Source organism: Mycolicibacterium fallax (genome assembly GCF_010726955.1).
In the GTDB taxonomy this organism is placed as follows: Bacteria; Actinomycetota; Actinomycetes; order Mycobacteriales; family Mycobacteriaceae; genus Mycobacterium; species Mycobacterium fallax.
In genome coordinates this window covers 2,400,624-2,417,265 of record NZ_AP022603.1, presented here as the reverse complement: position 1 = coordinate 2,417,265, position 16,642 = coordinate 2,400,624, and the positions used below count along the sequence as shown (strand labels likewise).

General features: G+C 72.9%; 15 protein-coding genes. 10 read left to right on the top strand and 5 right to left on the bottom strand.

Annotation, left to right across the window (positions count from 1 at the left end):
• Nucleotides 1–2 precede the first annotated feature (2 nt).
• Together pta and G6N10_RS11560 are read left to right on the top strand one after the other, a co-directional pair.
• Nucleotides 3–2,081: a phosphate acetyltransferase gene (gene pta, locus G6N10_RS11565; protein WP_085096003.1), complete on the top strand. Its 2,079-nt coding sequence runs from the start codon at nucleotides 3–5 to the stop codon at nucleotides 2,079–2,081.
• A gap of 3 nt (nucleotides 2,082–2,084) precedes the next feature.
• Nucleotides 2,085–3,278: an acetate kinase gene (locus G6N10_RS11560; RefSeq protein ID WP_085096006.1), complete on the top strand. Its 1,194-nt coding sequence runs from the start codon at nucleotides 2,085–2,087 to the stop codon at nucleotides 3,276–3,278.
• A 28-nt stretch (nucleotides 3,279–3,306) separates the two neighbouring features.
• Here G6N10_RS11560 and G6N10_RS11555 read toward each other — a convergent pair whose 3' ends face one another.
• From G6N10_RS11555 to glnX, 3 genes are read right to left on the bottom strand one after another with little or no spacing between them, the layout of a single operon-like run.
• On the bottom strand, nucleotides 3,307–5,607 hold the full coding sequence (locus G6N10_RS11555) for a serine/threonine-protein kinase PknG (protein ID WP_085096008.1): 2,301 nt from the start codon (nucleotides 5,605–5,607) through the stop codon (nucleotides 3,307–3,309).
• Complete coding sequence (locus G6N10_RS11550) at nucleotides 5,607–6,593, bottom strand: glutamate ABC transporter substrate-binding protein (RefSeq protein ID WP_085096010.1); 987 nt, start codon at nucleotides 6,591–6,593, stop codon at nucleotides 5,607–5,609. Before G6N10_RS11550 ends, G6N10_RS11555 begins: the two co-directional genes overlap by 1 nt.
• Nucleotides 6,590–7,909 carry a protein kinase G-activating protein GlnX gene (gene glnX / locus G6N10_RS11545; RefSeq protein WP_085096012.1) on the bottom strand — a complete coding sequence of 440 codons (1,320 nt, stop codon included), beginning with the start codon at nucleotides 7,907–7,909 and terminating at the stop codon, nucleotides 6,590–6,592. The genes G6N10_RS11550 and glnX overlap by 4 nt, the downstream gene beginning before the upstream one ends.
• A gap of 107 nt (nucleotides 7,910–8,016) precedes the next feature.
• On the opposite strand from glnX, the gene G6N10_RS11540 reads away from it, so the two are divergent.
• On the top strand, nucleotides 8,017–8,529 hold the full coding sequence (locus G6N10_RS11540) for an NUDIX hydrolase (RefSeq protein ID WP_085096014.1): 513 nt from the start codon (nucleotides 8,017–8,019) through the stop codon (nucleotides 8,527–8,529).
• On the opposite strand, the gene thiE is transcribed toward G6N10_RS11540, so the two are convergent.
• Together thiE and G6N10_RS11530 are read right to left on the bottom strand one after the other, a co-directional pair.
• Complete coding sequence (gene thiE / locus G6N10_RS11535; RefSeq protein WP_085096016.1) at nucleotides 8,492–9,160, bottom strand: thiamine phosphate synthase; 669 nt, start codon at nucleotides 9,158–9,160, stop codon at nucleotides 8,492–8,494. The genes G6N10_RS11540 and thiE overlap by 38 nt on opposite strands.
• A gap of 10 nt (nucleotides 9,161–9,170) precedes the next feature.
• Nucleotides 9,171–9,407, bottom strand: a complete 237-nt coding sequence (locus G6N10_RS11530) for a hypothetical protein (protein ID WP_133055139.1) — start codon at nucleotides 9,405–9,407, stop codon at nucleotides 9,171–9,173.
• A gap of 136 nt (nucleotides 9,408–9,543) precedes the next feature.
• Here G6N10_RS11530 and thiO point away from each other — a divergent pair, with 136 nt between their 5' ends.
• The 7 genes from thiO to G6N10_RS11495 all read left to right on the top strand — a co-directional run bounded on the left by thiO (nucleotide 9,544) and on the right by G6N10_RS11495 (nucleotide 16,641).
• Nucleotides 9,544–10,554, top strand: coding sequence for a glycine oxidase ThiO (thiO, locus tag G6N10_RS11525; protein WP_085096020.1), 1,011 nt, complete (start codon nucleotides 9,544–9,546; stop codon nucleotides 10,552–10,554).
• Between the two features lie 4 nt (nucleotides 10,555–10,558).
• Nucleotides 10,559–10,756, top strand: a complete 198-nt coding sequence (thiS, locus tag G6N10_RS11520; protein ID WP_085096022.1) for a sulfur carrier protein ThiS — start codon at nucleotides 10,559–10,561, stop codon at nucleotides 10,754–10,756.
• Between the two features lie 40 nt (nucleotides 10,757–10,796).
• Nucleotides 10,797–11,576, top strand: a complete 780-nt coding sequence (gene thiG / locus G6N10_RS11515; protein ID WP_133055141.1) for a thiazole synthase — start codon at nucleotides 10,797–10,799, stop codon at nucleotides 11,574–11,576.
• A gap of 83 nt (nucleotides 11,577–11,659) precedes the next feature.
• The gene (locus tag G6N10_RS11510) at nucleotides 11,660–12,565 is read left to right on the top strand and encodes an ABC transporter ATP-binding protein (protein ID WP_085096026.1); all 906 of its coding nucleotides are present in this window, start codon (nucleotides 11,660–11,662) and stop codon (nucleotides 12,563–12,565) included.
• Nucleotides 12,565–13,317, top strand: coding sequence for an ABC transporter permease (locus tag G6N10_RS11505; protein ID WP_085096028.1), 753 nt, complete (start codon nucleotides 12,565–12,567; stop codon nucleotides 13,315–13,317). Before G6N10_RS11510 ends, G6N10_RS11505 begins: the two co-directional genes overlap by 1 nt.
• A 254-nt stretch (nucleotides 13,318–13,571) precedes the next feature.
• Nucleotides 13,572–15,098 (top strand): M28 family metallopeptidase, encoded by a 1,527-nt coding sequence (locus tag G6N10_RS11500; RefSeq protein WP_085096030.1) that lies wholly within the window; start codon nucleotides 13,572–13,574, stop codon nucleotides 15,096–15,098.
• A 64-nt stretch (nucleotides 15,099–15,162) separates the two neighbouring features.
• Entirely contained in the window at nucleotides 15,163–16,641 is a 1,479-nt protein-coding gene (locus tag G6N10_RS11495; protein ID WP_085096032.1) for a M28 family peptidase, read from the top strand.
• Nucleotide 16,642: the final 1 nt, after the last annotated feature.

Below are 16,642 nucleotides of genomic sequence, written 5' to 3'. Positions count from 1 at the left end.
CCGTGTCCGATTCCGACAGCCGCACCACCGCCATCTACATCGCCGCGCCCGAGGGCGACACCGGTAAATCGACGATCGCCATGGGCATCCTCAACCGGCTGTGTGCCACCGTGCCGCGGGTCGGGATCTTCCGGCCGATCACCCGGGTGGGGGAGTCCCGGGACTACATCGCCGAGCTGCTGCTGGCCCAGACCACCGCGGGTCTGTGCTACGAGGAATCCGTCGGGGTCAGCTACCAGCAGCTGCACGAGGATCCCGACACCGCGCTGGTGACCATCGTGGACCGCTACCACGCGGTGGCCGACCGCTGCGATGCGGTGCTGATCGTCGGCAGCGACTACACCGACGTCGCCACCCCCAGCGAGCTGTCCGTCAACGCCCGGATCGCCGCCAATCTCGGCGCCCCGGTGGTGCTGGCGGTGCGCGCCGCCGGCCGCACGCCCGCCGAGGTCGCCGACGTGGCCCGGGTCTGCCTGACCGACATCGCCGCCCAGCACGCCCATACCGCCGCCATCGTGGCCAACCGCTGCGCCCCCGATCAGCTGGCCGACGTCGCCGCGGCGCTGGCGCCGCTGGGGCCGAACTCCTATGTGCTGCCCGACGAGCCGATGCTGGTGGCGCCATCGGTGTCGGAACTGCTGACCGCGGTCGGCGGCACGCTGATCAACGGCGACGAGGCGCTGATGGGCCGCGAGGCGCTCGGGGTGATGGTCGCCGGGATGACCGCCGAGCACGTGCTGGAACGGCTCACCGAGGGCCTCGCGGTGATCACCCCCGGGGATCGCTCCGACGTGGTGCTCGCGGTGATGAGCGCGCACGCCGCCGCCGGCTTCCCATCACTGTCGGCGGTGATCCTCAACGGTGGCCTGGAGCTGCACCCGGCGATCAAGGCGCTGGTCGACGGGCTGCGGCTGCGACTGCCGGTGATCGCCACCGAGCTGGGCACCTACCACACCGCCAGCGCGGTCGCCCACGCCCGCGGCCGGGTCACTGTCGACTCGCAGCGCAAGATCGACACCGCGCTGGAACTGATGGAACGCCACGTCGACATCGATGACCTGGTGGCGGCGTTGTCGCTGCCGATCCCCAACGTGGTCACCCCGCAGATGTTCGAGTACGAGCTGCTGGAGCGGGCCCGCGCCGACCGCAAGCACATCGTGCTGCCCGAGGGCGACGACGACCGGATCCTGCGGGCGGCGGGCCGGCTGCTGCGCCGCTCGGTGGCCGACCTGACCATCCTGGGCGACGAGACCGCGGTCCGGCTGCGGGCCGCCGAGCTCGGACTGGACCTCGCGGCGGCCACCGTGATCGACCCGAAGGCCAGCCCGCTGCGCGACGGGTTCGCCGCCCGCTACGCCGAACTGCGCAAGCACAAGGGCGTCACCCACGAGCAGGCCCGCGAAATCATGCGCGACGGAGCGTATTTCGGCACCATGCTGGTCGACGCCGGGCTGGTCGACGGGATGGTGTCCGGGGCCAGGCACACCACCGCGCACACCGTGCGCCCGGCACTGGAGATCATCCGCACCGCCCCGGGCATCTCCACCGTGTCGAGCATCTTCCTGATGTGCCTGGCCGACGAGGTGCTGGCTTACGGCGACTGCGCCATCGTGCCGGACCCCACGGCCGAACAGCTGGCCGACATCGCGATCAGCTCGGCGCGCACCGCCGCCCAGTTCGGCATCGACCCGCGGGTGGCGATGCTGTCCTACTCCACCGGCACCTCCGGCGCCGGAGCCGATGTCGACAAGGTCCGTGCCGCAACGGAACTGGTGCGCGGGCGGGCGCCGGAGATCCTGGTCGAGGGCCCGATCCAGTACGACGCGGCCGTCGAACCGACCGTCGCCGCGCAGAAGATGCCGGACTCGCCGGTGGCCGGGCGGGCCACCGTGCTGATCTTCCCCGACCTCAACACCGGCAACAACACCTACAAGGCGGTGCAGCGCAGCGCGGGCGCGATCGCCGTCGGCCCGGTGCTGCAGGGGCTCAACAAGCCGGTCAACGACCTGTCCCGGGGCGCACTGGTCGCCGACATCGTCAACACGGTGGCGATCACCGCCGTTCAGGCGCAGGGGGAGTGACAGATGAAACGCACTGTGCTGGTGGTCAATTCGGGATCATCGTCGGTGAAGTTCAGCCTGGTTGACCCCGATGCCGGGATCTCGCTGGCCGACGGCATCGTCGAGCGGGTCGGTGAGGCGGAGTCCGCGGCGAAACTTTCCTTCGGCGGTCGCACCTTCACCCGGGACTGCCGGGTCGCCGACCACGACGCCGCGCTGCGGGTGGCGTTCGCGATGTTCCTGGAGGCCGGCGCGGACCTGGCCGACCTCGGGCTGGTCGCCGTCGGGCACCGGATGGTGCACGGCGGGCAGCGGATCTTCGCGCCCACCCGGCTTGACGACGACGTGGTCGCCGTCATCGCCGAACTGGCCCCGCTGGCGCCGCTGCACAATCCGCCCGGGCTGCTCGGCATCGAGGTCGCCCGCCGGATCCTGCCGGACCTGCCGCACGTCGGGGTCTTCGACACCGCGTTCTTCCACGACCTGCCCGCCGCGGCGGCCAGCTACGCCATCGATCGGGAGGTGGCCGAGGCCTGGCAGGTCCGCCGCTACGGCTTCCACGGCACCTCGCACCGCTATGTCAGCGAGCAGGCCGCCGCGCTGCTGGGCCGGCCCACCGCGGAGGTCAACCAGATCGTGCTGCACCTGGGCAACGGGGCGTCGGCCTCGGCGATCGCCGGCGGCCGCGCGGTGGACACCTCGATGGGCATGACGCCGCTGGAGGGGCTGGTGATGGGCACCCGCTGCGGGGACATCGACGCCGGGATCATCTTCTACCTGGCGCGCGCCGCCGGGATGAGCCCGGCGGACATCGAGACGATGCTCAACCGCCGGTCCGGGATGTTCGGGCTGGGCGGGGAGATCGACTTCCGCGAAGTGCACCGGCTGATCGACGCCGGCGACGCCGACGCCCGGCTGGCCTACGACGTCTACGTGCACCGGCTGCGCAAGTATGTCGGCGCCTACCTGGCGGTGCTGGGCCGCACCGACGTCATCTCGTTCACCGCCGGGGTCGGCGAGAACGACGCCGCGGTGCGCGCCGATGCGCTCAGTGGCCTTGAGCCGCTGGGCATCCGGATCGACACCGAGCGCAACACCGCCCGGAGCCGGCAGGCGCGGGTGATCTCCGCCGACGACTCCGCGATCACCGTGCTGGTGGTGCCCACCGATGAGGAACTGGCCATCGCCCGCGACGTCGTCGCGGTACTGGAGGGCTGAGCCGGGCCGGAGGGCTGAGCGGGGCCGGTCAGAACGTCGTCATCGGGCGCACCGTGTTGGCCATGTCGACCAGGGCGTAGCGGTGTTGCTGGCTGGGCGCCAGCCGGGCCAGCGCCCGCAGCGAGGCCTCCACGCCCAGCTGCAGCCCGGACTCGGTGAACGGGAAGCCCAGGATGTGGTGCGGGTCGGCGGTGTTGTCGGCGATCCAGTCCAGCGCGGTGCCCAGCACCAGCGCCCGGATCTGCGGCACCCGCGGCTCGGATTCGGGCAGGGCGTCCACCCGCCGGGCCGCTTCCCGGATCTGCTCCTCGGTGACCTCGCTGATCGACCGGCCGGACAACAGCGTCATCGCGCTGGTCAGCCGCGCGGTGGCGAAGTGCCGGGAGGTGGCGGGCACCTCGTCCAGGGTGCGCACCGCGGCGTCGCGCTCGCCGGCCACCGACTGCGCGCGGGCCAGCCCGAACCCGGCGGCGATCACCCCGTTGTCGGTCTGCCAGACGGTGCGGTAGTGGCGTTCTTCGCCGGCGCTGCCGGAAAGCTCGGCGGTCGCCCCCAGCGCCAGTTTGGGCGCGAGTTCGCCGGGCAGGGTGTTGAGCACCTCGGTGAAATGCCTGGTCGCGGACTCGTAGTCGGCGGTCAGCAGCTCCGAGACGGCCCGAAACCAGACCAGCCGCCAGGCCCGGCCGACCCGGCCGGACAGCTCGTCGAGCTTGCGGGTGGCCTTGCTGACATCGCCGAGGTCCAGTAGCGCCCGGATCTCCATCAGCGGCAGCTCCACCGAGTCCCGCAGGTTCACTCCCTCGGTGTCGAGCCGGCCGTGCCGGGCCGCGCGCAGCGAATCGAGGGCCTGCACCGGCTGGGACAGCAGCGTCGCGGAGAGCACCTTCGCCCCGACGTCGGTCGGATCCACCAGCGGCACCGGCAGCGCGGTGATGATCTCGGCCGCGGTCAGCTTCTCCGAGTGCGGTTTGCCGTCCAGGTACACGTCGGTGTGTGCGACCAGCAGCTCCACCCCGAACGTCGAGCGCGACGGGCTGAACACGGTGGACAGCCCGGGCCGCGGGATGCCGGTGTCCTGGGCGACCACCTCGCGCAGCACCCCGAGCAGCTGCGCCGACATCTCCTCGGCGCTGCCGAACCGCCGCCGCGGATCGGGGTCGGTGGCCCGCAGCAGCAGCCGGGCGAAGCTGTCGTAGCGGGCCAGCACCGGATCGTCGGCGGGCAGCCCGTCGAGGTAGCGGCCCTTCTTGGCGGGCAGCCGCAGGGTGAGTGCGGCCAGGGTCCGGCCCACCGTGTAGAGGTCACTGAGTACCGTCGGGCCGGTCCGGACGATCTCCGGCGCCTGATACCCCGGGGTGCCGTAGAGGAAGCCGAAGGAGTTGATCCGCGACACCGCGCCGAGGTCGATCAGCTTGAGCTGATCGCCGGTCAGCATGATGTTGTCCGGCTTGAGGTCGTTGTAGCACAACCCAATTGAATGCAGGTAGCCCAGCGCGGGCAGGATCTCCAGCATGTAGGCGATCGCCTGCGGCACCGACAGCCGCTGCTCGCCGCGCTGCTTGAGCGACCTGCCGCCGACGTACTCCATCACGATGAAGCCGACCGGTTCGCCGCGGCTGTCCGGATGCTCGACGAAGTTGTAGATCTTGACGATCGACGGGTGCGCCACCTCGGCGAGGAACCGCCGCTCGGCCATCGCGATCGCCTGCGCCTCGGCGTCCCCGGAATGCACCAGGCCCTTGAGCACCACCGGGCGCTCGTTGACGTTGTGGTCGACGGCCAGGTAGATCCAGCCCAGCCCGCCGTGGGCGATGCAGCCCTTGATCTCGTATTGGTCGGCAACCATGTCACCGGGTCCCAGCTGCGGCAGGAACGAATACTCGCTGCCGCAGTGCGGGCAGGTGCCCGCCACCGGCCCCGGTGTATTCCCGCGGCCGCGGCCGACCGGCTTGCCGCAGTTCCAGCAGAACCGCTTGGCCTCCATCACCACCGGATCGACCATCAGGGCGGCCAGCGGATCGAGTTCGGGTATCGCCGGGATCTCGACCAGCCCGCCGCCGACCTGCCGGATCGGGGCGACCGCCCGGGTCGGGGCCGAGGTGGCCTGCTCGGAGTCGACGCTGAAGGCGTCGTCGTCCTCGTCGTCGTCGGCGAAGTTGGGCCGGTACACCGCCTGGGTCGCCATCGGCCGGCCGCCGGCCGCGGTGTCGACCAGTACGTCGGCGCGCTGGGTGCCGGGGCCCGAATCCGGCTGGTCGTCGTCGGCGAAGGGGTCGGCGCGCTGGGTGCCGGGGCCCTCGTCGCAGGTGTCGATCTCGTCGTCGCGCATCAGTCCAGATACCTCGGTGCCGGCGGGGACGGGATGGGGCCCAGCAGCGTCAACCACTTGCGGTACAGCGTGTTCCAGGTCCCGTCGGAGCGGATCCGGGCCAGCGTGCCGTTGACGAACCGGACCAGCCCGGTGTTGTGCAGGTTGATTCCGATGCCGTAGGGCTCCTGGTTCATGCTGGGCCCGACGATGTGCAGGTACGGGTCCTGGGTCATCAGCCCGGCCAGGATGGTGTCGTCGGTGGACACCGCCTCGACCTGCCGCTGCTGCAGCGCGACCAGGCAGTCCGCCCAGGTCACCACCGACACGATGATCGGCGTCGGGGAGATCTGCTGGAGCCGCTCCAGGCTGGTGGTGCCGCGGGCCGCGCAGACCCGCCGACCGGCCAGGTCCGAGCTCTGCCGGATCGGGGAGTTGCGCGGCGCCAGGATCCGCTGGTACGCGTACAGGTACACCGTGGAGAAATTGACCAGCTTGCGGCGCGGGCAGGTGATCGTCATGGTTTTGACGACGATGTCCACGCTCTTCTTCTGCAGCGCGGCGATCCGGTCGGCCGACGACAGGATCCGGTACTCGACCTGATTGGGGTTGCCGAAGATGTCGCGGGCGACCTCGGCGGCCAGGTCGACGTCGAAACCGGTGATCTGCCCGGTGACCGGGTCGCGGAAGCTGAACAGGTTGCTGCCGACGTCCAGCCCGACGATCAGCCGGCCGCGCGCCCGGATGTCGGCGACCGCGGCCTCGGCCTCGGCGCGGGTCGGGAACGGCCGCAGGCTGGCGGTCAGGTCGCAGTCCTCGGTGGGTTCGGGTGCCGGCGCGCGCTGCGGGGGCAGCTCGGTCATCCCGGCCGGGGTCGGCGGGGCCAGCGTCAGCCCGGGCGGCCCGGACGGCGAACTGGTGCTGCCGCAGCCCGTCACCACCAACAGCACGGTCACCAGCAGCACCGCCACCGCGGCCCACCCGCGCACCCCGCCCCGGCCGGTCATCGGTACTCATTCAGTCGGGGCCACAGGCCCAGTGCCACCGCGACCGCCGCGCTCAGCGACAGCGCCACCCCGCCGACCGTGGTGCCCGAGAGCACCCGCCGCGCCGAGGCGATGTCGGTGCGCAGCTGGGTGCGGCTGGCCTTCAGCCCGTCCGACAGGGCCCGCTCCAGGTTGTCGAAAGCCGGGGTGGAGTCGTCCTCGCCGGTGCCGAGCGCCACCTGGGTGGCGGCCTGATAATTGCCGACGGCGATGTAGGCGTTGATCCGCTCATCGGCGGCGCGCCACTTGGCCAGCAGCTGCGCGGCGTTGGCCAGATCGTCCTTGTCGACGGCGCCCTTGCGGGACAGGTAGGCGTCGAGCTGCTCGGCCATGGTGTCCATCCGCTGGTAGTAGCTCTTCTTGCGGGCGTCCTCGTCGCCGCGCCGGATCAGCGACAACGTCTCGTCAGCGCGGGCCTGCTGGGCGGTGATCGCCACGTTGGTGATCACCCGCAGCGATTCGGCCGAGGTGTCCTTGGCCTGCCTGCTGCCTGCCGTCGAGATGACCACCGCGGTGCCCACCCAGATCACCATGACGGCGATCGCCAGCCCGCCGGCCACCAGCCCGAGGTTGACCCGCCGGCGGGTCCGCCGGGCCAGCCAGCGGTGCGCGAACAGCCCGAACACGATCGTCGAACCCACCACCAGGATCACCGGGGCGGGTACCCGGGTGGACGCCGAGGTCTCCGCGTCGACGCCGGCCGCGGTCTGCTCGTAGAGCCGTTGGGCGTCGACCAGGATGTTGTCCTGCATCAGCGCGGAGGCCTCCGACAGGTACGACGAGCCGACCGGGTTCCCGGCCCGGTTGTTGGTGCGGGCGGTCTCGATCAGCCCGGTGTAGACCGCGACCCGGGCGTTGATCCGGCCGAGGACCTCCCGCATCTTCTCGTCGGTCAGCCCGGAGGACGCCTGGGTCACCGCGACCGTCGCGTCGGTGATCGACTGCTCGTAGCGCTGCCGGACCGGCTGCGGTTCGGTGCCGGAGATGAACGCGGTGGCCGCCGCCGCGTCGGCCACCGACAGCTTGGTGTAGATCTGCCCGGCCGCGAACGACAGCGGCTCGGTGTGGTCGAGCACGGTGGTCAGCGCGTCCTGGCGGTTGGAGACGGTGGTGGAGGTGGCGAACGCGGTGAGCACCCCCAGCATCGCCAGGGTGAATCCGATCGCCAGGATCCGGCCCGGCGTCGTCCACATGAACCACCAGCGGGGATGGGCCGGATCATTGCGGGTACGCGACGCCAACGGCTCGGTCGACGGATGCGCCACCTCAACCGTCACCTGTTGCGCCTGCCTTCCGAAGCCGGTCCTCTTAAGCAAAGTCTAAGAGCAATTTGTGACGGGTGGGTAAGGATCGCCGGGGAAGTCCTGCTGCTTATCCTGAACGGGTGCGTGGTGACGGTGACGGCTGGGTGATTGCGGAGTCAGGTAGCCACCATTGGGGCCGCCACGGCGCGGCCGGGTTGCTGCTGCGGGCGCCGCAACCGGGCGGCGGGGCCGCGGTGCTGCTGCAGCACCGGGCGCCGTGGAGTCACCAGGGCGGCACCTGGGGCCTGCCCGGCGGCGCGCTGGACAGCCACGAAACCCCGGAGCAGGCCGCGGTCCGGGAGGCCCACGAGGAGGCCGGGCTGCCGGCCGAGGCGGTGCACGTGCGCCACACCCTGGTGACCGCCGAGGTGGCCGCCGTCGGTGGCGGCAGCTGGAGCTACACCACGGTGATCGCCGACGCAGCCGCGCTGCTGGACACCGTCGCCAACCGGGAGAGCGCCGAGCTGCGCTGGGTGGCCGAGGCCGCGGTCACCGAACTGCGGCTGCACCCGGCGTTCGCGGCCAGTTGGCCGCGGCTGCGGGAACTGATCGCCGCTATGCCGCTGCGCGCAACGCAGCCGCCAGCCGACTAGCCGCCGCGCCGGGATCCTCGGCGGCGGTGATCGCCCGGACCACCACGATCCGGCGGGCACCGGCCGCCAGCACCTGCGGCAGCCGCTGCTCGTCGACGCCGCCGATGGCGAACCACGGCTTGTCGGTGCCCAGGTCGGCGGCGAACCGGACCAGGTCCAGCCCGGGCGCCGGGCGGCCCGGCTTGGTCGGGGTCGGCCAGCACGGCCCGGCGCAGAAGTAGTCGACGGCCTCGGCCGCGGCGGTCCGCACCTGCGCCTCGTCGTGGGTGGACCGGCCGATCAGCACGCCGTCGCCGACGATGTCGCGGGCCACCGCCAGCGGCAGGTCGTCCTGGCCCAGGTGCAGCACGTCGGCGCCGGCCGCCCGGGCGATGTCGGCGCGGTCGTTGACGGCCAGCAGCCGGCCGTGCCGGCGGGCCGCCTCGGCCAGCACCGCCAGCGCGTCGAGTTCGGCGCGGGCCTCCAGCGGACCGAACCGCTGCTCACCGGGCGAGCCCTTGTCGCGCAGCTGAATGATGTCCACTCCGCCGGCCAGCGCGGCGTCGGCGAACTCGGCCAGATCGCCGCGCTCCCGCCGGGCGTCGGTGCACAGGTACAGCCGGCCCAGCTCGCGGATCGTCGAATGCGGCACGCCGTCGACCCTAGCCAGCACCGGGCTCGGCCGGGAAACCGGCGGGGGCCGGGCGCCGGCGGGCGCCGAGCGCCGCGGCCAGGCAGACCCCGGCCAGCGCGACGAGCACCCCGGCCAGGGGCAGCAGTGTGCCGCGGGACGGCAGCCCCGCCACGGGCTCGGCGTAGTGCGGGTTGGTCCGGGTGGCCAGCCAGCCGGCGATCCCGGCCAGCACCAGCATCGTCAGGGCGAGAATTCGTTGCCGCACGGGGGAGAACCTACCGGCGGTTGCCGCGGGCGGCGGGCGGCAAAACCGCGGTCCGCCGGTGGCCCGCGGCCGTCGCCGGGGTGGTCGGTTGCACGAAGTAGGCTGAATCGGCAGCCTGCGGAAGGGAGTTCACACCATGGTCGGGACGCCGACGCTGGCCGTGATCGGCGGCGGGGTGATCGGACTTTCGGTGGCGCGGCAGGCGCTGCGGCTGGGCTGGGCGGTGCGGGTGCACCGCACCGAGGCGCCCGGTGCGTCCTGGGTCGCCGGCGGCATGCTCGCTCCGCACAGCGAGGGCTGGCCCGGTGAGGACCAGCAGCTGCGGATCGGCCTGGAATCGCTGGCGCTGTGGCGCGCCGAGGGCCCCGGCAGCTACCGCGACGGGCTGCCCGCCGAGATCGTCACCGCGCACGAATCCCTGGTGGTCGCCGTCGACCCGGCCGATGTCGCCGACCTCGCCACCGTGCGGCAGTGGCTGGCCGACCAGGGCCAGCCGGTGGCCGCCACCACCGCCGCCCGCGACCTGGAACCGATGCTGGCCCGGCACATTCGGCACGGCTTCCTGGCCGGCACCGAACTGGCCGTCGACAACCGCGGCGTCGTCGCGGCACTGGCCGCCGACTGCGAACGACTCGGGGTGCTTTGGGCGCCGCCGGTCGCCGAACTGTCCGACACCGCCGATGCCGACCAGCGGGTGATCGCCAACGGCATCGACGCCCCCGCGCTGTGGCCGGGCCTGCCGATCCGGCCGGTCAAGGGCGAGGTGCTGCGGCTGCGGCGCAGGCCCGGCAGCATGGCGGTGCCCACCCGGGTGGTCCGCGCCCGGGTGCACGGCCGGCCGCTGTACCTGGTGCCGCGCGCCGACGGCGTGGTGATCGGAGCCACCCAGTACGAGCACGGCCGGGACACCGCGCCGGCCGTGAGCGGGGTGCGCGACCTGCTGGAGGACGCCTGCACGGTGATGCCCGGGCTCGGTGACTACGAGTTCGCCGAGGCGGCGGCCGGGCTGCGGCCGATGACCCCGGACAACCTGCCGGTGGTCGGCAGGCTCGATGCGACGACACTGGCGGCCACCGGACTCGGCCGCAACGGTTTTCTGCTGGCGCCGTGGGCGGCCCAGCGGATCGCCGAGGAACTGGAGGGATGAGGCAATGAAGCTGATTGTCAACGACGAGGAGATGGAGGTCGACGACTCGGCCACCGTCGCCGCGGTGCTGGACCGGCTCGGGGTGCCCGACAAGGGCGTCGCGGTCGCGGTGGACTGGGCGGTGGCGCCGCGATCGGAGTGGGACCGGCCGCTGACCGACGGGGCGCGGGTCGAGGTCCTGACGGCGGTGCAGGGTGGCTGAGCCGGGCGCGGCGGCGCCGGCGGACGCCGCCCCGGGCAGCCTGACGATCGCCGGGCGCACCTTCGGGTCCCGGCTGATCCTGGGCACCGGCGGCGCGACCAGCCTCACCGCGCTGGAGGAGGCGCTGATCGCCTCGGGCACCGAGCTGACCACCGTCGCGATGCGCCGGATCGACGCGCAGACCGGTACGGGCCTGCTGGATTTGCTGAACCGGCTGGGTATCGCGGCGTTGCCGAACACCGCCGGCTGCCGCAGCGCCGCCGAGGCGGTGCTCACCGCCCGGCTGGCCCGGGAAGCGCTGGACAACAACTGGGTCAAGCTGGAGGTCATCGCCGACGAGCGCACCCTGCTGCCCGACGGCGTCGAATTGCTGCGCGCCGCAGAGGAACTCGTCGACGACGGCTTCGTGGTGCTGCCCTACACCAACGATGACCCGGTGCTGGCCCGCCGGCTGGAGGACGCCGGCTGCGCGGCCGTCATGCCGCTGGGCTCGCCGATCGGCACCGGGCTGGGCATCTCCAATCCGCACCACATCGAGATGATCGTCGCCGCCGCCGGCGTCCCGGTGATCCTCGATGCGGGGATCGGCACCGCCAGCGACGCCGCGCTGGCCATGGAGCTGGGCTGCTCCGGGGTGCTGCTGGCCAGCGCCGTCACCCGGGCCGCCGACCCGCCGGCGATGGCCGCCGCGATGGCCGCCGCCGTCACCGCCGGGGAACTGGCCCGGAACGCCGGGCGGATCCCGAAACGGTTCTGGGCGCAGGCCTCCTCGCCGACCGGCTCGGTGGCGTCCTGGACCGCGACCGGCTGCGAATCCTAGGTGCGCCCGCTGCGTTGCACCCTTGCGCTACGCCGTGGGTTGCCGGGCCGCGGGTTGCCGGGCCGCCTGGCCGGCGGTGCCCGATGATCGAGCTGCGCGGCCTGACCAAGCGCTACGGCGCCACCGCCGCGGTCGACGACCTCACCGCGACCGTGGCCCCCGGTGTGGTCACCGGCTTCCTGGGCCCCAACGGTGCGGGCAAGTCGACGACCATGCGGCTGATCCTCGGGCTGGACCGGCCCACCGCGGGCACCGCCACCATCGACGGCCGGGCCTACCGCAGCCTGCGCCGGCCGCTGCACCAGGTCGGTGCGCTGCTGGACGCCCGGGCGCTCGCGCCGTCCCGGTCGGTGCGCGCGCACCTGCGCTGGATCGCCGCGGCCAACGGCATCGCCCGGTCCCGGGTCGAGGCGGTGCTCGGGCAGGTCGGGCTCGACGGCGTCGCCGACCGCCGCGCCGGGACGCTGTCGCTGGGCATGTGCCAGCGGCTCGGGATCGCCGCCGCGCTGCTCGGCGACCCGCCGGTGCTGCTGTTCGACGAGCCGGTCAACGGCCTGGACCCGGAGGGCATCCGTTGGGTGCGCACCCTGATGCGCGAGCTGGCCGGGCAGGGCCGCACCGTGCTGGTGTCCTCGCATCTGCTCGCGGAGATGGCCGACACCGCCGACGCGCTGCTGGTCATCGGCCGCGGCCGGCTGGTGGCGGCGACCTCGGTCGCCGACTTCGTCGCGGGCGCCGCCGGGGCGGCGGTGCGGGTCCGCAGCCCGCAGCGCGACCGGCTGCGCGCCGCGCTGACCGAGGCCGGGATCGGGGTCGCCGACGAGGGGGATGCGCTGCTGGTCACCGGCGCCGACACCGACACCGTCGGTGAACTCGCCGCCGCCCGCGGCCTGGTGCTGCATGAGCTGAGCGCCCGGGCGCCGTCGCTGGAGCAGGCCTACCTGCAGGTCACCGACGCGGTGACCGACTACCGATCGGGGGCGTCGTGATGATCCGCGCGGTGGCCGCCGAATGGCTGAAGCTGACCAGCACCCGGATGCCGGTGTGGACGGCGGTCGCGGTGACGCTGCTGGGGCTGGCGGTCGCGCTGGCGCTGGGCTACACCGCCTACCCGTTGAGCCCGATGTTCCCGGACAAGGCGGCCACCGGGGTGGCGCTGCTCGGAGTGCCCGCGCTGATGGCGGCGGCGTCGATGACGGTGACCGGGGAGTACCGCTCGGGCCTGATCCGCACCACCTTCCTGGCCACGCCGAACCGGGCAATGGTGCTGTGCGCCAAGGCCGTTGTCGCTGCGGTGTTCTCCGCCGTCGTCGCCGGCGTTGCGACGGTGCTGGCGGTGCTGGCGGCCGGGGCGGTGGCGGCCCCGGGCGCGGCGGTCGGGCTGAACCCGACCGCCGCGGCGAGCTGGCAGACCGCCGGCGCGGTCGCGGTGTTCGCGGCGCTGGCGGCGGTGCTCGCGGTCGGGGTGGGCGCGCTGGTTCGGGAGGCCGCCGCGGCGGTCGCGGTGCTGCTGATGTGGCCGCTGGTGATCGAGACGGTGCTCGGCACGCTGCCGTCGATCTCGGACCGGGTGGGGCCGTATCTGCCGTTCGCCAACGGGCTGGCGTTCACCGGGACGCGGATGTTCGCCGGCCCGTACGCAATGGCGTGGGATCGGCTCGGCTCGCTGGCCTACCTGACCGCGGTGGTGGCGGTGGTGTTCGGCGCCGGTTTGGTGGTGATCGTCCGCCGGGACGCCTGAGCAGCGCTGCGCCGCTCCCCGAGGGCGCCGGTGTCGCTCCCCGAGGGCGCCGGTGTCGCTCCCGGAGTGCCGAGCGCTCAACGGGGGACACCCGCCGCGGCGTGTTGCGTACCTGGTTGCGCGCTCGCCGTGAGGAAGGGGTTCGCGGTGAGGGGTGCGCTCGCGGTGGGGCATGCGCTCGCGGTGAGGAATGCGCTTGCGGTGGGGAATCGGGCGTCGGGGAGCCCGGCGGGCAACCATTACGGTGGATTCCCATGGGCATCATCTCCGACCGCGCTCGCCGCGGCCCCGTTCTGCTCGGCGCCGTCGCTGCGCTGACCGCCGCGTTGACCGTCGGCGGGTGCACCTCGTCGACGCCGGCGCCGCAGGCCAGCGACCTCGACGCGGCCGGAGCCGAGCAGTTCGCCCGCGACCTGCAGGCCAAGATCAGCACCGACGCGATGTTCGTGCACCTGCAGAAACTCCAGGACATCGCCGAGGCCAATGGCGGCAACCGGGCCGTCGGCACCCCCGGCTACGACGCCAGCATCGACTACGTCGCCGGCCTGCTGCGCGAGCACGGCTTCGAGGTCAGCACCCCGGAATTCGATGTCCGGGTCAGCGAATCCGAACCCGGCACGGTGTCCGCCGGTGACGCGTCGTTCACCGCGCACGCGCTGAAGTTCAGCATCGGTACCCCGGCCGACGGGGTGTCCGGCCCGCTGGTCGCGCTGCGCGCCGACGATGACAGCCCCGGCTGCACCGAGGACGACTACGACGGGGTAGCCGCCACCGGCGCGGTGGTGCTGGTCAATCGCGGCAAATGCCCGTTCGCCGACAAGCTGGCCGCGGCGGCCAAGCGCGGCGCCGCGGCCGTGGTGATCGCCGACACCGTCGAGCAGCCGCAGATGGGCGGCACCCTGGGCACGGCCACCGACGTCACCATCCCGGTGGTCTCGGTCGGCAAGGACGACGGCGCCCGGCTGCGCGAGCACCCCGGCCCGGTCACCGTCAAGGTGGCGGCCACCGTGCGGAACATCAAGGGACGCAACGTGATCGCCGACACCAAGACCGGCTCACACGTCGACGTGGTGATGGCGGGCGCGCACCTGGACTCGGTGCCCGAGGGCCCCGGTATGAACGACAACGGCTCGGGGGTGGCCGCGGTGCTGGAGACCGCGCTGCAACTGGGCGCCGAACCGGAGGTCACCAACGCGGTGCGGTTCGCGTTCTGGGGCGCCGAGGAGGTGGGCCTGATGGGCAGCCAGCGCTACATCGAATCCCTCGATGAGGAGGCGCTGCGCGACATCGCGCTGTACCTGAACTTCGACATGCTCGCCTCACCGAACGCCGGCTACTTCACCTACGACGGGGACCAGTCCACCGGCATCCCGCGCGGCCAGCTGGTGCCCCGGGTGCCGGAGGGCTCCGCGGGCATCGAGCGGCTGTTCGTCGACTACCTGGACGGGGCCGGAAAACCCGGGCGCGACACCGCCTTCGACGGCCGCTCCGACTACGACGGGTTCACCCTGGCCGGCATCCCGGCGGGCGGACTGTTCGCCGGCGCGGAGGCCAAGATGACCGGCGAGGAGGCGCAGTTGTGGGACGGCGTCGCCGACGCGCCGTTCGACCCGAACTACCACCAGAAGACCGACACCCTGGAGCACATCAACCGCACCGCCCTGGGCATCCATGGCCCCGGCGTCGGATACGCCGTCGGCCGCTACGCGCTCGATCTCGGCGGCCGCAACGGGGTGCCGGTCCGCGAGGACCGGACCAGGCACGTGGTGAAGCCGGAGTGATGCCGGTGCCATCTGGGTTCCTGACCGTGATCTCACCGATGCGCCAGGACCGTAGCCTGAGCGGGTGAAACGTGGGCGGGCGCTGGCCCTGGTGTGCGCGCTCGGTGTGCTGTCCGGGTGCAGCCCGGCGCCGCAACCCGCGCCCGAACCGGTCCGCCCGCTGGCCGACACGCTGGCCGCCGCGGTCACCGCCGACGGCATGTGGCCGCACCTGGAGGCGCTTGCCGAGGCCGCCCGGGCCAACGGCGGCAACCGCGCCGACGGCAGCCCCGGCTATCGGGCCGGCCTGGACTACGCGGCGGCGGCGTTGCGCGAGGCGGGCTTCGAGGTCGACACCCCGGAGTTCAGCCGGCTGGAGACGATCAAACCGGGCAACCCGACGGTCACCGTGGCCGGCCGCGACTACCAGGTCGACCAGGCCTCACTGCTGCTGCCGACGCCGGCCGGCGGCATCACCGGGGCGGTGCGGGCCCCGGTGAAACCGGCGGGCTGCGCGGCCGCGGACTACCGCGGCAACGTCAAGGACGCCATCGCGATCGTCGACGACACCGGCTGCGGGGTCGGGGACAAGGCCCGCGCGGCGGCCGCGCGCGGCGCGGACGCGCTGGTGGTGGTCAGCGACGGTGGCCGCAACGGCAGCCCGAAGGGCCTGTTCCCGCACGGCTACTACCACGACCTGCCGATCCCGGTCGGGGTGATCGGCAGCCAGGGCGGCGCCGCGATGCGCCGATCCAAGACCCCGGTCCGGGTGCTGCTGGACGGCAAGACCGTCACGGTGACCTCACGAAACCTGCTGGCGCAGACCAGGACCGGGTCGACCCGTGATGTGGTGCTGGTCGGCGCCCACCTGGACAGCATCCGCACCGGACCGGGCCTCAACGACAACGGCACCGGGGTGGCGGCGGTGCTGGCCACGGCGCTGGCGCTGGGCCCCGAACCCGACGTCAGCAACGCGGTGCGGTTCGCGTTCTGGGGCGGTGAGGAGCGCCAGCTCGCCGGGGCGATGGACTACCTGGTGGGCCTGGACCGCGACGCGCTCAACGACATCGCGCTGTACCTGAACTTCGACATGCTCGGCTCGCCGAACGCCGGCTACTTCACCTACGACGGTGACCTGTCCGGCCCGGCGGCGGGCAACCCGGACCCCGACACGGTGCCGATCGGTTCGGCGGGTATCGAACGCGCGCTGGCCGGCTACCTCAACCTGGCCGGCAAGCGGCCCGCCGACGCGCCGCTGGACCAGCGCTCGGACCCTCGGGCGTTCCTGGCCGCCGGGGTTCCGGTCGGCGGAATCACCACCGGGGCAGCCGAACTCAAGACCAAGACGCAGGCCCGGCTGTGGGGCGGCAAGGCCGGCGCGCCCTTCGACCCGAACTACCACAGCCCCCGGGACGTGCTGACCGCGGTGAACCGGGATGCGCTGGCGATCGCCGGGCCCGGGGTCGGGTTCGCCGTCGGCAGCTACGCCAGCTCGATCGAGGGCGTCAACGGGGTGCCGGCCCGGGACAAGCGGCACCGCAGCCCGCTGGCCCGGGGCCGCTGAT

Bases quoted from the DNA above. Each gene is read 5' to 3' on its own strand.
- G6N10_RS11510 (WP_085096026.1), top strand. From the start codon at position 11,660: ATGATCGAGCTGCGCGGCCTGACCAAGCGCTACGGCGCCACCGCCGCG.
- G6N10_RS11560 (WP_085096006.1), top strand. From the start codon at position 2,085: ATGAAACGCACTGTGCTGGTGGTCAATTCGGGATCATCGTCGGTGAAG.
- G6N10_RS11555 (WP_085096008.1), bottom strand. From the start codon at position 5,607: ATGCGCGACGACGAGATCGACACCTGCGACGAGGGCCCCGGCACCCAG.
- G6N10_RS11550 (WP_085096010.1), bottom strand. From the start codon at position 6,593: ATGACCGGCCGGGGCGGGGTGCGCGGGTGGGCCGCGGTGGCGGTGCTG.
- G6N10_RS11500 (WP_085096030.1), top strand. From the start codon at position 13,572: ATGGGCATCATCTCCGACCGCGCTCGCCGCGGCCCCGTTCTGCTCGGC.
- thiO (WP_085096020.1), top strand. From the start codon at position 9,544: ATGGTCGGGACGCCGACGCTGGCCGTGATCGGCGGCGGGGTGATCGGA.
- G6N10_RS11505 (WP_085096028.1), top strand. From the start codon at position 12,565: ATGATCCGCGCGGTGGCCGCCGAATGGCTGAAGCTGACCAGCACCCGG.
- thiS (WP_085096022.1), top strand. From the start codon at position 10,559: ATGAAGCTGATTGTCAACGACGAGGAGATGGAGGTCGACGACTCGGCC.